Source organism: Microbispora sp. CSR-4 (assembly GCF_008033685.1).
In the GTDB taxonomy this organism is placed as follows: domain Bacteria; phylum Actinomycetota; class Actinomycetes; order Streptosporangiales; family Streptosporangiaceae; genus Microbispora.
In genome coordinates this window covers 59,815-72,320 of the sequence record NZ_VJVX01000046.1, presented here as the reverse complement: position 1 = coordinate 72,320, position 12,506 = coordinate 59,815, and the positions used below count along the sequence as shown (strand labels likewise).

Annotated in this window: 12 protein-coding genes; 8 read left to right on the top strand and 4 right to left on the bottom strand. The window is 70.9% G+C overall.

Features of this window, described 5'->3' with window-relative positions:
- Together FLV34_RS28610 and FLV34_RS28605 are read left to right on the top strand one after the other, a co-directional pair.
- The coding region (locus FLV34_RS28610; RefSeq protein WP_261985937.1) for a cellulose-binding protein at positions 1-1,311 on the top strand (1,311 nt) is incomplete at its 5' end.
- A 674-nt stretch (positions 1,312-1,985) separates the two neighbouring features.
- A complete protein-coding gene (locus FLV34_RS28605) occupies positions 1,986-2,885 on the top strand; it encodes a hypothetical protein (RefSeq protein ID WP_147944564.1) in 900 nt (299 codons plus the stop codon).
- A gap of 144 nt (positions 2,886-3,029) precedes the next feature.
- Here FLV34_RS28605 and FLV34_RS28600 read toward each other — a convergent pair whose 3' ends face one another.
- Positions 3,030-3,836, bottom strand: a complete 807-nt coding sequence (locus FLV34_RS28600) for a M15 family metallopeptidase (protein WP_142650239.1) — start codon at positions 3,834-3,836, stop codon at positions 3,030-3,032.
- A gap of 202 nt (positions 3,837-4,038) precedes the next feature.
- Here FLV34_RS28600 and FLV34_RS28595 point away from each other — a divergent pair, with 202 nt between their 5' ends.
- From FLV34_RS28595 to FLV34_RS42765, 4 genes are read left to right on the top strand one after another with little or no spacing between them, the layout of a single operon-like run.
- Entirely contained in the window at positions 4,039-4,845 is an 807-nt protein-coding gene (locus FLV34_RS28595) for a prolipoprotein diacylglyceryl transferase (protein WP_222709655.1), read from the top strand.
- Positions 4,842-5,429 carry a hypothetical protein gene (locus FLV34_RS41825; protein WP_222709654.1) on the top strand — a complete coding sequence of 196 codons (588 nt, stop codon included), beginning with the start codon at positions 4,842-4,844 and terminating at the stop codon, positions 5,427-5,429. Before FLV34_RS28595 ends, FLV34_RS41825 begins: the two co-directional genes overlap by 4 nt.
- Complete coding sequence (locus FLV34_RS28580; RefSeq protein ID WP_147944562.1) at positions 5,426-6,994, top strand: radical SAM protein; 1,569 nt, start codon at positions 5,426-5,428, stop codon at positions 6,992-6,994. Before FLV34_RS41825 ends, FLV34_RS28580 begins: the two co-directional genes overlap by 4 nt.
- A complete protein-coding gene (locus FLV34_RS42765; RefSeq protein WP_240971847.1) occupies positions 6,991-7,341 on the top strand; it encodes a hypothetical protein in 351 nt (116 codons plus the stop codon). Before FLV34_RS28580 ends, FLV34_RS42765 begins: the two co-directional genes overlap by 4 nt.
- Before the next feature lie 12 nt (positions 7,342-7,353).
- Here the strand turns inward: FLV34_RS42765 and FLV34_RS28570 are convergent, their stop codons facing one another.
- Positions 7,354-7,764 carry a VOC family protein gene (locus FLV34_RS28570; protein WP_142650243.1) on the bottom strand — a complete coding sequence of 137 codons (411 nt, stop codon included), beginning with the start codon at positions 7,762-7,764 and terminating at the stop codon, positions 7,354-7,356.
- A 125-nt stretch (positions 7,765-7,889) separates the two neighbouring features.
- Here FLV34_RS28570 and FLV34_RS28565 point away from each other — a divergent pair, with 125 nt between their 5' ends.
- Together FLV34_RS28565 and FLV34_RS28560 are read left to right on the top strand one after the other, a co-directional pair.
- Positions 7,890-8,855, top strand: a complete 966-nt coding sequence (locus FLV34_RS28565) for an ankyrin repeat domain-containing protein (protein WP_142650244.1) — start codon at positions 7,890-7,892, stop codon at positions 8,853-8,855.
- A 406-nt stretch (positions 8,856-9,261) separates the two neighbouring features.
- On the top strand, positions 9,262-10,443 hold the full coding sequence (locus tag FLV34_RS28560; protein WP_142567879.1) for an ATP-binding protein: 1,182 nt from the start codon (positions 9,262-9,264) through the stop codon (positions 10,441-10,443).
- A gap of 105 nt (positions 10,444-10,548) precedes the next feature.
- Here the strand turns inward: FLV34_RS28560 and FLV34_RS28555 are convergent, their stop codons facing one another.
- Both FLV34_RS28555 and FLV34_RS28550 read right to left on the bottom strand, forming a co-directional pair.
- Positions 10,549-11,379 (bottom strand): MauE/DoxX family redox-associated membrane protein, encoded by an 831-nt coding sequence (locus tag FLV34_RS28555; RefSeq protein ID WP_147944561.1) that lies wholly within the window; start codon positions 11,377-11,379, stop codon positions 10,549-10,551.
- 3 nt (positions 11,380-11,382) lie between these two features.
- Positions 11,383-12,384: a hypothetical protein gene (locus FLV34_RS28550; RefSeq protein WP_142650246.1), complete on the bottom strand. Its 1,002-nt coding sequence runs from the start codon at positions 12,382-12,384 to the stop codon at positions 11,383-11,385.
- Between the last annotated feature and the right edge of the window lie 122 nt (positions 12,385-12,506).

The following is a 12,506-nucleotide window of genomic DNA, read 5'->3' as shown; positions in this document are numbered from 1 at the left end:
AACGGCAGCTGGTCGGGGTCCAACCCCAAGCCTGCGTCGTTCACGCTCAACGGCGTCACCTGCACCGGCTCCATCACCACCTCATCACCCTCGCCGACCGCCACGCCCTCACCCTCACCTTCCGTAACGCCCACGCGCTCGCCTTCGCCTTCACCCACGCCCTCGCCCTCCGCGACGCCCACGCGCTCGCCTTCGCCTTCACCCACGCCCTCGCCCACGCCGTCGAGCGGTGCGCTGTACGTGTCGCCGAACGGCAGGGACGGCGCGGCGGGGACGCAGTCGGACCCGACGACCCTCACCGCGGCGATCACCCGCGTCGCCCCCGGCGGCACGATCTACCTGCGCGGCGGGCGCTACGACTTCACGCAGACGATCACCATCGCGCCGGGCAACAACGGCACCTCGAACGCCCGCAAGACCCTGTCCGCCTACCCCGGCGAGACTCCGGTGCTGAACTTCTCGGCGCAGAGCGAGTCGTCGTCCAACCGCGGGCTCACGCTGAACGGCTCGTACTGGCACGTGTACGGCATCGTGGTCGAGCGGGCCGGCGACAACGGGATCTACATCGGCGGCAGCAACAACATCATCGAGCGCACGATCACCCGCTACAACCGCGACACCGGGCTGCAGCTCGGGCGGATCGCCTCCGACACCCCGCGCGACCAGTGGCCGTCGAACAACCTCATCCTCAGCTCGGAGTCGCATGACAACGCCGACTCCGACGGCGAGGACGCCGACGGCTTCGCCGCCAAGCTCACCACCGGCACGGGCAACGTCTTCCGCTACGACGTGTCCCACAACAACATCGACGACGGCTGGGACCTCTACACCAAGACGGACACCGGAGCCATCGGACCGGTCACGATCGAGGACTCCCTGGCCTACAACAACGGCACCCTCAGCAACGGAGGCCAGTCCGGCAACGGCGACCGCAACGGCTACAAGCTCGGCGGCGACAAGATCGCCGTCAACCACGTGGTCCGGCGCAACATCGCCTATCGCAACGGCCACCACGGGTTCACCTACAACAGCAACCCCGGCACGATGACGATCTCGGACAACGCCGGCATCGACAACGCCGAGCGCAACTTCTCCTTCGACACCGGCACCTCGGTCTTCCGCGGCAACACCTCCTGCCGCAGCGGCAGCGGGTCCAACGACAAGACCGTCGGCAACGTGGACAGCTCCAACCAGTTCTGGGCGGGCTCGAACGGATCCCGGTGTTCCTCCTACACCGGCGCTCTCGGCTGGTCCTTCGCCTCGGACGGCCACCTCATCGTGACCTTCGGCGGCAGGCCGGTCACGTCCTGACCCGTCGTCCCCCGAGGGTACGGCCGGGCCGCCGCAGCGGCCCGGCCGTTGGCCGTTGGCCGCTGGCAGATCGGGTCGGCCGACAGCCGTTCGTCGTCGGCGGATCACGTCGGGACCGGTAGCCATTGGAGCAGTCCCGCGTTCGGCTCGGTCGCCGGCGGTGGCATGCGCTCTGCGGCTGGCCACGACCCGGCCCCGCCTGCCGTAACCGGGGTCACCGGCAGGGCGCCCCGCCCACCATCCCGTACGCGGACAGACGGTGGGCGGGGGCTCTACGCATCATGCCGACCCGGAGGTGCCCGGCCGAGCCTCGCTTGATCCGGGGACGCATGCCGACCCCGGCTGACATCGAGCGGATGTGCTCGCGGTGCTCCCGAAAGGGACAGCGGAGCCGTGGCTGAGGCTTCCGCCTGCCGGTTCGGGACGGCAGGCGGAACAGACGGCGACGCGCCGCCCATCTGGGCCGGCCGGGCCGCCATCACGTTGAGGGTGTCGTGCCGGTGCGGTGTCACGCGGGCGGCACCCTCGACTCGTTCTCGACATATCCCCCGTTGCATGCGATCCCGGGCGGTGCTCGATGAGGCTTTGCAACGGTCCAATCTCGGCCGCCAACCCTGCCCGTTGAGAGCACGTCCCCTACCGCACGGAGCAACCCGAGCCTCTGGAGTAACGGCATGCATCAGCAGCCCAGCCCCCCGAACGGTCCGTACGGATCACCCGCCGGCCAGCACCCGTACGGCGGACACCCCCACCAGCCTCCGTTCGGCGGGCCTGCTCAGCGGCCACCCGCCTGGCAGCCCCCGCCCCCGCATCGGAAGAAGGGCAAGGGGCCCGGCTTCTGGCTGCTGGTGATCGGGCTCCCGTTCGTCCTGCTGTTCGGCTGCATGGCCGCCGTCGGGTCTCTCGCCTCCGACAGGTCGAGCACGACGAGCACCGCCGCGAAGGCGCACAAGCCGAGCGCGGCGGCCGACTCCGACGCCACGGCGGCCGAGAAGGCCGGCGCGAGCGAGGAACCGTCCTCGCCGCCCAGCTCGCAGCCCAAGCCGCGCACCTACAGCGGGGCCGGGGCGAAGGTCCTCAAGCTGCGCAAGAGCGACTGGACGGCCGTATGGCTGGTCACGCTCACCCACCGCGGAGGCTCGAACTTCATCGTCTCCCCGCTCGACCCGGGCGGCGCCGAGCAGGGCGCGATCGTCAACGAGATCGGCGACTACAAGGGGAGCGTCCTGCTGAACGAGGACGACGGCAAGGACACGGCCGCGCTGAAGATCCAGGCCGACGGGGCGTGGACGATCGTGCTGAAGCCGTTGTCGATGGCCCGCGTGTGGTCCGGTGGCTCGCTCACAGGTCGTGGTGACGAGGTGGCCATCATCGCCCCGCCGAGCGTAGGCCTCACGACGGTGAACGCACGGCACTCGGGGAGCGCGAACTTCATCGTCGAGGCCTGGACCGAGACGAGCAGGGAACTGATCGTCAACGAGATCGGCAGTTGGCACGGTGAGGTTCCACTGCCCAGCGGGACGATTCTCGTCACGATCAAGGCTGACGGCGTCTGGTCCTTCAAGAAGAGCTGACGAACGCACGGACGGCTCGCGCCCCGACGGGGGGCGCGAGCCGTCCGTGCCTCTGCGGGCGTGTCAGGACCACGTTCAGACGCGGGCGCGGTAAGGCGAACGCGGCCCACAGGCGGCTCGGGAGGGGCGGGGCGAGGCGGCTGACTACCGGCCGTTGACGGAGAAGTGCTGGTAGTCCTTGGCGCCGGACCAGGAGCCGCCCCAGCCCCAGCCGATCCGCGCGAAGGCCCGCACCACTCGGTCTCCGCTGTTGATCACGCCGGGCTTCTTGAGCGGCCGGTCCACGAAGGCGTCCGCGTTGCGGTGGGCGTGCGAGCCGTCCGCGTAGACGTACGGGTTCTCGCGCGGGTTGACGTCCACCGCCAGCCCGTACGCGTGGTTGGACCAGCTGCCGGAGCCGGTGGCGTTGCGGCAGTTGAAGGCCGAGGTGTTGTCGGCGTCGATGGAGTCGTAGTCGCTGCCCTTGTAGACGTCGACGGGCACCATCCGGCGGATCGGGTAGCGCATCTCGTAGAGCTTGCCGAAGACGGAGGCCACGTCTTCGGCCACCTTCTTGTTGACCACGAGGGTGCCGGTGTGGGCCTTTCCGTCGAAGCCCCAGTAGGTCATGGTGATCTTCCGCAGCCCGCTCAGCGGAACCGGGCAGCCCGGACGCCAGGAGTATCGGACCTCGTCGCGGGACACGTTTTCGATCTTGGAGGAGAAGGGCGGCGGCCCGCTCGGGCTCGGCGTGGGCGCCTCGGACGACGGGGTGGCGGGGGCGGAGGAGGCCGGTGCGGAGGAGGGAGCGGCAGGCGCGGACGAGCCCGGCGCCGATGACGCCGGGACGGGCGCGGACACCCGGGCCCGGGCGGTGGCGGACGCGCCGGCGTCACCGACCCCGGCGCAGCCGGTCATCCCGACGAGGGCCGCCATCACTACCGCTGACCTGCGGTTCCACAAGGAGGTCATAGGCGCAGGTTACCCGCGGCCGAAACGTGCGCACGCGGGTTGCGCCCGCTTCTGTGGACAACGGGACTCCTGTGGATAAAGCCTGGGGCAATTGGCCGGAATCGCCGTATTGAGGGGCTGCAAGCCGTACGAATTGACGATCGGAATCGTCGGGGGCCGCGGCTAGGGTGGCGTCGTGCTTGAGCAACTACGTTTCGGTGGGGTGAGCGTGCCGACCCACGCGTTTTTCGTGGCTCTCGGCGTGATCCTCGCGAGCGTGGTGTTCGTCCTGGAGGCGCGGCGCCGGGGAGCCTTACGGGAGGAGTCGCTCGTCGCCGTCACCGGCGCGCTCGTCGGCGGGGCGATCGGCATGCGGCTGTCCGGCTGGGCCGAGCATCTCGACCCCGCGCTCAATCCGAGCCTCGTCGAGGCGTGGATGTTCGGCGCCCGGAGCATCCTCGGCGGCCTGACCGGCGCGTACGCCGGGGTGCTGGTGGCGAAACGGCTGATCGGCTACCGGGAGCGCACCGGTGACCTGTTCGCGCCCGCCGTCGCGCTCGGCATGGCCGTCGGCCGCATCGGCTGCTTCCTCACCGAGGCCCCCGGCCGTCCCACGAGCCTGCCCTGGGGCGTCCACGCGCCCGCCACCGTGCCGGAATGCCCCGGATGCCTGTCCGGCCAGGCCATGCATCCTTCGTACCTGTACGAGACCGTGTTCCAGCTCGCCGCCTTCGGCGCGTTGCTGTGGGCGCGGAGCCGGGTCGACAGGCCGGGCGAGCTGTTCACCCTCTATCTGGGCGCGTACGCCGTCTTCCGGTTCCTCGTGGAGTTCACCAGGGCGAACGAGACGGTCTGGCTCGACCTGACCCGCCCGCAGTGGTTCCTCGTCCCGGGGCTCATGCTCCTCGCCGTCCGCCTCGGGATCGGATATCGCAAGGGGTTCTATGATCGGCTGCTCCCCTTCCGGGGCGAGCGGCGACCGCTGTTACCGGCCGTCCGTCTGTCGCCTGTGGGCGAGGAGGAGAGATGAGCACACCCCCCGAGCCGCCCGAGCGGCCGCACGACCCCCAGCCGGGCGACCCCCAGTCGCCTCACGGCCCGGCAGGTCCGCCGCCTCAGGGCCCGGGCGGGCCGCATGGCCCCGGTCCCGGCGGCCCGTACGGCCCGTACGGCCCGGGTGCGCCGTACGGACCCGGCGCGCCGTACGGACCCGGTGGGCCGTATGGCCCCTCCGGCCCTCCCGGCCCACCAGGGCCACCAGGGCCGCCGCGCGCATGGCCGCCGCCTCCGCCCCCGAACACGACCGGTGTGGTCATCGCGCTGGCGATCGTGGGGGTCGTGGTCTACGGGATCGTCAATTTCGTGCTCTTCCTCGTGACCCTCGCGGTGGCGGACGGAGTCGCGAGCGACAACAAGAGCCTCGCGCTCGTCGGCGGAGCCGTGGTCCTCGCCCTGATCGCGTTCGGCGGAGGAACGCTGCTGATCCTCCTCCGCAAGCCGTGGTCGCGAGGGCTCGGGATGGGCCTGATGATCGGCTGGGCGCTCCTGACGATCTTCACTGCCGGCTTCTGCACCGGCGTCAACCCCTCGCTCTACACGGACGGTTTTCTGTGACCACCGGAATGCCCCTGCGGGGAGACCGCATCCTCCGCTATGTCAACGCGTTCTGCCCGCGCTGCCACGAGGAGCGGCCGGACCGCCCGCTGGCGGAGGTGCCGCGGCTGTCCGGCTGGCTCGCGGCCCGCGACGGCCGGGTCTACCTGGAGCGCGGCTGCCGCGCCCACGGCATGGTCAGGACCCTCTACGACGAGGACCCGGAGATCCTCGCCTACCTGGAGGAATGGACCGCTCCCACCAAGGCGCATCTGCCCGACGTCGCGGGGAACTTCGATCCGGTCCCGGAGGCGTACCTGCGCGGGCTGCCGGAGATGCAGACCCAGCACACATGCATCCTCCTCGAAGACGTCGCGGAGGCGTGCAACCTGCGCTGCCCGACCTGCTTCACCGACTCCTCGCCCGATCTGCGGGGGATCGTGCCGGTCCGGGAGGTGCTCGCCAACGTGGACCAGCGGCTGGCCCGGGAGAACGGCCGTCTCGACGTGCTCATGCTCAGCGGCGGCGAGCCGACCCTCCACCCCGATCTGCCCGAGCTGCTCGCCGAGCTGACGGCCCGGCCCGTCACCCGCATCCTGATCAACACCAACGGGCTCCTGGTGGCCAGGGACGACGCCCTGCTCGACCTGCTCACCGAGCACCGCGAACGCGTCGAGGTCTACCTGCAGTACGACGGCGTGTCGGCCGAGGCGTCCCGGCACCACAGAGGTGGCGACCTGCGGCGGCTCAAGGCGGAGGCGCTCCGGCGGCTGTCGGAACGGGAGATCTTCACGACGCTGGTCATGACGGCCGCCCTCGGCGTGAACGACGCCGAGATCGGCGACGTGGTGCGCCTGGCCCTCGACACGCCGTACGTCGGCGGGGTGTCGATCCAGCCGCAGTTCGGCTCGGGGCGGTCCGGTGTGATCGACCCGATGGACCGGCTCACCCACACCGGGGTGCTCAAACGCCTCGGCCCCCAGACGGACGGCCTGGTCACGTGGCGCGACCTGACCGCGCTGCCGTGCTCGCATCCGCACTGCTGCTCGGTCGGCTACATGATCAAGGATGACGCCGATCAGTGGCGCTCGTTGACCGCGTTGATCGGGCACGACCGCCTCAAGGAGAACCTCGGGCTCGTCTCCAACCGCATCGCCGACTCGGAGATCCCCCGCCAGCTCCGCATGGCCGTCCAGGAGTCGCTGCTCGGCCTGCTGTCGGAGCAGTCGTCGCTGTCGCATCCCGAGATCGGCAAGGTCTGGCGCGACATCTGCGAAAACTGCGACCTCGGGCTGACGACCCTGCTGACCCTCGCGTCCTCGGCCCTGCCCGGCCGCAAGCGGCGGTTGCGCCGGCTGCTGGGCGAACGGGTCGTACGCATCACGGTCAAGCCCTTCATGGACATGTCCACAATGCTGGAGGAGCGCCTGGTGCAGTGCTGTGTCCACGTCGGCACCCGCTCCGACCAGGACCAGTGCGCGCCGTTCTGCGCGGTCCAGGCCTGGCCGGCGCTCGCGCGTCAGCGCCTGTCCGCCGTCGCCGCGGCCGACGCAGGCGTACGGCTCCCGCTGGTGGAGATCACGTGAGCCTCCCGCACGGGGAGCCCGGCGACCGGCCGACCGGCGTCGCGTACGAGCAGGCGCGCGCCGCCGAGACGGCCCAGGCCCAGGCGTCCGGCGGCGGGCAGGCCACGCCGTACGACCCGCTGAAGCTGTGCGTCTACGCGACGGTGGCGCTGCTCGCCTGGCTGTTCGGGGCGTGGGCCGTGCTCGGGTTCGCGGCCCTGGGGCTCGCCGGATATTGGCGGGCCCGCCGCGCGGGGCTCACCAGGAGCAAGTGCTATCTCAGGGACACCCGGCTCGTCCTCGCCTACCTGGGCGTGATCGCCCTGGCCGCCGCGGCGGCCCTCGTGCTCCCGCACGTGTCCCGCTAGGGTGATGCGGCTTCAGTCGCGCTTGGGCCAGATCGGGCCCTGGTCGGTCCAGATGACGCCCTTGTTGCGGCACAGGCAGAAGGGGTGGCCGACCGGGTCGGTGTAGACCCGCCAGCCGTAGCCTTCGGGGCCGATGAAGTCCTGCTGCAGCGTCGCGCCGAGGTCGAGGACGCGGCGCTGCTCGGACTCGATGTCGTCCACCTCGAAGTCGAGGTGGAACTGCTTGGGGTGCTCGCTGTCGGGCCACTGCGGAGCGCGGTAGTCGTCCACTCGGATGAAAGCCAGCTCGATCTCGCCGAACGTGATGCCGGCCCAGTTGCCGTCGCTGCCTTCCTTGATCGGACGGCCCGTCACCGCGGAGTAGAAGGCCGCCAGCTTCATCGTGTCCGGGCAGTCGATGATGAAATCGGTGAGTCGCAGCATTCCGCGATCGTGTCACATGATCAAGGGGAGCCCGGCAAGGCCTGGTTCTCGCGAGACCCGCTCCGTCACGGAATTTGTCGGTGGGCTTCGCCATGATCTGCGTACCTACTCACCGAGGGAGCATCATGGCTGCCGCCCGGGAAGCGGACTGGTCCGGCATCGGCTGGGACGCCTGGAAGAACCTGCGGCTGATCCGGGCCCGGCTCGACGCGGGCGCCGACCCCGATGCGGCCGACTTTTACTTCGGGCCACCCTTGCACAGAGCCGCCGAATGGGGCTCTCCCGGGGTGGTGGCGGAATTGGCCGCCCGGGTCGACGACGTGGACGCCGAGCACGAGGGCCGTACGGCGCTGTGGACGGCCGTCTTCGCCGACCGTCCGGACAACGCCCGGATCCTGGCCGAGGCCGGAGCCGACCCGTGGCGGCCGATGATGAACGGCTGGTCGCCCGGACGGCTGAGCCTGGCTACGCCGACCCCCGGCCTGTTCGGCGATCTCGGCGGGCGGCCCCGTCTGACCGACGCCGAGGCCGCCGCCGTGCAGGAAGCCGGACGTCTGATCGCCGCCGTGGGTGGCTTCCCCGACGACGGCCTGAGCGTGGCCTGTGTGGCAGGGATAACGGCCGCCGAGGTGGTACGCCGCCTGGGAGCCGGCCCGGAGGCGGTCGATCCCGAAGCGCTCATGGAAGATCCGTGGATGGACCTCGACGACAGCCTCGCCGTCGTCGGCGTCACCGATGTTCCCGGCGGCTGTGTGGTCAGCCAGCCGTGGGGATACACGCCGTCAACACCCGGTGTCACGGAGCGCCTGTCGGTCGGCACGGTCTGCTACGCCATGTTCGCCAACCCCAAGAGCGGCAACCAGGGCAGCGTCGCCCGGGACGGCGAGATCGTGGAGTGGGACACCCATCCCGGTGGTGGCGATCCGTCGCCGGAGAACCCGGCAGAGGAGATCCTCCGGAGGTACCTCTTCAACAGGCACGCCGTTGCGTACTGCTGTGCGGGCGCGGGCATACGCCCGACGGACGCGGGACCGATAGCGGGGCAGCCCGACACGTGGGTAAGGCTCCCCGACCGCGACTACTGGGGCTGACCGACTGGAGCCGACCCGCCGGCCGGGCCGCGGAAACCCCTGTGAGTGCGCCGCTGAACGACGGTGTTTGACGGAGCTTTTCGCGGAAAGCTCGCGCAGGTGTTCGATGACGCGCTACAGTCTTGGCCATCGGATCGAACACGGGTTCGGTCGAGTTCCGGCTGGTAAGGGGTGTGTGATGGCTGTTTCCACGGTGTCCGTCGCCCCTGCTCCGGCCGGCGGCGCATCCGTGGTGTTCGATCCGGTCGTGCCATCCCCGGCTCCGCCCGTCGTCGTCCCGGTCGTCCCGGCTCAGGCTCCGCCCGCCGCCGGGCGGTGCGTGCCGCGGCCGCGCCGGGCGACACGCCCTACCGCTCTCTACGGAAATCTACGACGGCCGCTATATCCCGTCATAAAGTCCGAGAGCGTGGACCCCGTGCGCAATCCCTACGCCCCCGGCGCCGGCCAGCGCCCCCCGGAACTCGCCGGCCGCGACCGCGAGCTGCAGCAGTTCGAGATCGTGCTCGAGCGGGTCGCCCGTGGCCGCCCCGAGCGGAGCATGGTCCTCACCGGCCTGCGCGGCGTGGGCAAGACCGTCCTGCTCAACACGTTCAAGTCCATGGCCATGCAGCGGCTGTGGGGCACCGGCAAGATCGAGGCCAGGCCCGACCAGTCGATCCGCCGCCCGGTTGCCGCCGCGCTGCACATGGCCATCAGGGAGCTCGCGCCCCGGCACCGCGCCCCCGAGCGGATCGAGGAGTTCCTCGGCGTGCTCAAGGCGTTCGCGATGCGCGACCCCGCCGCGGCGAAGGGCACCTCGCACTGGTCGCCCGGCATCGACGTGCCCGCCGCGCGCGGCCGGGCCGACTCCGGCGACCTGGAGATCGACCTGACCGAGCTGTTCGTCGACGCCGCGGGCGTGGCGACCGACCTCGGTGTCGGCATCGCGCTGTTCATCGACGAGATGCAGGACGTGCAGGCGCCCGACGTTTCGGCCCTGTGCGCGGCCTGCCACGAGCTGTCGCAGAACGGCGGCCCGTTGATCGTCGTCGGCGCCGGCCTGCCCCACCTGCCGAGCGTGCTGTCGGCGAGCAAGAGCTACTCCGAGCGGCTGTTCCGATACGCTCGCATCGACCGGCTCGACCGCGACGCCGCCGACCTGGCGCTGATCGCCCCGGCCGCCCGCGAGGACGTCGAGTTCACTCCCGACGCGCTCGACGCGCTGTATGAGGCGGCCGACGGCTACCCCTACTTCGTCCAGGCGTACGGCAAGGTCGCCTGGGACCTCGCCCCGCGCAGCCCGATCACGGCCGAGGACATCAAGGTGTCGGCCCCGGAGGCCGAGGAGGAGCTCGCGGTGGGCTTCTTCGGCAGCCGATATGAGCGAGCCACCCCCGCCGAGCGCGACTACATGCACGCCATGGCCCAGCTCGGGGACGACCCGGTGCCGACTGCCGAGGTGGCCGAGACGCTGGGCCGCAAGCCGTCGAGCCTGTCCCCGGCTCGCGACAGCCTGATCAAGAAAGGCCTGATCTACAGCGCCGAGCGCGGCGTGATCGGGTTCACCGTGCCGCATTTCGGGAGGTTCCTCCGCGCGCAGCCGCTATGAGTGGCGCGCCCATCGACCTCTCTACGGCTTTCTAGAGGGGAAGCTAGAGAGCCGTAGAGAGCTGAAGTGAAAGACCTCGATGCGGGAATCTACGCGTGTATAGCGTCAGGCCGATACAGGCGTAGATTCCCGCAGAGAGGCGTCGCCGAGCTCGTCGGGCGCGACCACCTGGCCGTCCGCCCCGACCATGACGGCCCGTACGGCGGGACGCCGCCCGCTGAGCTGCACGGCGAACACGACCTCCGCCTCGCCCCGGGCCGGGAAGACGAAGAACCGCCAGCACAGTTCACGCCACATGTCGGAGGGCTCGTCCGCCACCAGCGACCCGGCGTGGGCCCGCCACGCCGCGCTGGCCCGCAGCCGCGACAGCGCCCGCCCTGGCGGCATCGGCCGCTGCTCGCACGGCGCCCGGTGACGCAGACGCGAGACGACACCGTCGATCTCGGGTGAGCAGGCGAGCAGCAGGGCGACCCCTCCGCCGATCCACAGCATGGTCTCCGCGGTGAGATGCGGCAGTCCCGTGAGGTTTTCGGCCCCGATCAGGGCCGCCATCGCGGTCAGCGCCGCGGCCCGGCCGATCGACCGCAGTCCGACCGGGGTGTCGCTCACGTCTCCGAAGCAGCCGCACCCCACGTCCGGCCGGCGCCTGCGCAGATCCCACAGCACGTACGTCGCCACGGCGAAGAACACGGCCGGCAGCCACCGGGCGGCCGGGTGGTCCACGACCAGCAGGCCGGCCGCAAGCGCGAACTCGACCAGCGCGCAGACGATCATGGCGGCCTTGGCGAAGCGTTCCGGCATGAGCACCGCCGGGCCGAGCCGGGCCAGCGCGCCCGGCGACGTCTCGCGCCCGACCGTGGCCAGTTTGGCGACGCCCCCCAGCACCAGCGTCACCACGAGGATCGGCAGCGCGGCAGCCGCGATGGTCGAAAGCACCGGTCACCCCAATCCGACGCGGGCATTGAAGCAGCCCTTGGTCAAGTCTCCACCGAGCGCGACGTACGAGGACGCGGTCAGTTCCACGATCCTCCCGCGCGGGGACGTGCCGCATTCCAGACATCGGTCGCAGAACCGCCCCGTGAGGCATCCGCACGCGACGATCGGCAGCACGTCCGCCCGGCCGTCGCACACGTTGCGTACGCGCAGCACCGAGCCCAGCGCGAGATAGGGCAGGCCGGCGCAGGAGACGCCCGCGTCGCCGCAGCCGGTGTCCTCCCGTTCGAGCATGGGATAGGCGACGCCGTTCTCCGCGACGCCCTTCTCAGCGAAATCCGGGAGGTCCGGGAGGTCCGCGAAGTCGGTGAGATCGGCCCACACCGCCGTTCCCGAGATGCCCGTCTCGTTCCCGCCGTACGTCGCCTGCGGCGGGGGCACGGCCGTGGCCCGGTACGGCGGCTGCGAGGTCGCGGGCAGATGCGCGAGCGCCGTGCCCTGGTCGAGCAGCCCGATCGCGTCGAACAGGTAGCCCGGCTCCAGCTTGGGATGCCGCACCCGGATGCGACCGGACGAGCGGTAGGGCACGACGATGGACCGTTCCCTTCGGTGCGGGCCGCAGTCGAGCTCGACGGTGAGGTCGCGCCTGCCGCCGACCTCCCGGATGACGCCGGTGATCCGGGTGATGTCCGCCCAGATGCGCTCGGCGACCGTGCCGCCGCGCAGCGCCCGGACGACGATCTGCGCCCCGGTCGGCAGGTCGGCGGGCGCCACTGTGCCCCCGCGCCAGGCGGTCGCCCACGGCGCGATCACCAGGCGCCGCTGCTCGCCGCCTGCGGTCTCGACGATGAGCAGATGCGGGCTCACGTCGAGCAGCTCGCCGCTGACCACGTCGAACGGCTCCGTCTCCTCCGGCGACCGCGGCGCGGGCCGGGGGTCGCGGCCGAGAACGGCCGCCGCCAGCTTCCGCCTGCGCTCTCCGGCCCGGTACGGCTTCGCCCCTTCCACGCTCTCCAGCCTCACATGCCGGAGGGGGATGGAGAGGTAGTTTTCCGGGCGATGGTGGCGTCCGGGATCAATATTCCTCCTCCCGGTGCAAGGCGTTGCCACCTGTTTCGGGCAAACCACAG

Bases quoted from the DNA above. Each gene is read 5' to 3' on its own strand.
- FLV34_RS28565 (WP_142650244.1), top strand. From the start codon at position 7,890: ATGGCTGCCGCCCGGGAAGCGGACTGGTCCGGCATCGGCTGGGACGCC.
- FLV34_RS28570 (WP_142650243.1), bottom strand. From the start codon at position 7,764: ATGCTGCGACTCACCGATTTCATCATCGACTGCCCGGACACGATGAAG.
- FLV34_RS28605 (WP_147944564.1), top strand. From the start codon at position 1,986: ATGCATCAGCAGCCCAGCCCCCCGAACGGTCCGTACGGATCACCCGCC.
- FLV34_RS28600 (WP_142650239.1), bottom strand. From the start codon at position 3,836: ATGACCTCCTTGTGGAACCGCAGGTCAGCGGTAGTGATGGCGGCCCTC.
- FLV34_RS41825 (WP_222709654.1), top strand. From the start codon at position 4,842: ATGAGCACACCCCCCGAGCCGCCCGAGCGGCCGCACGACCCCCAGCCG.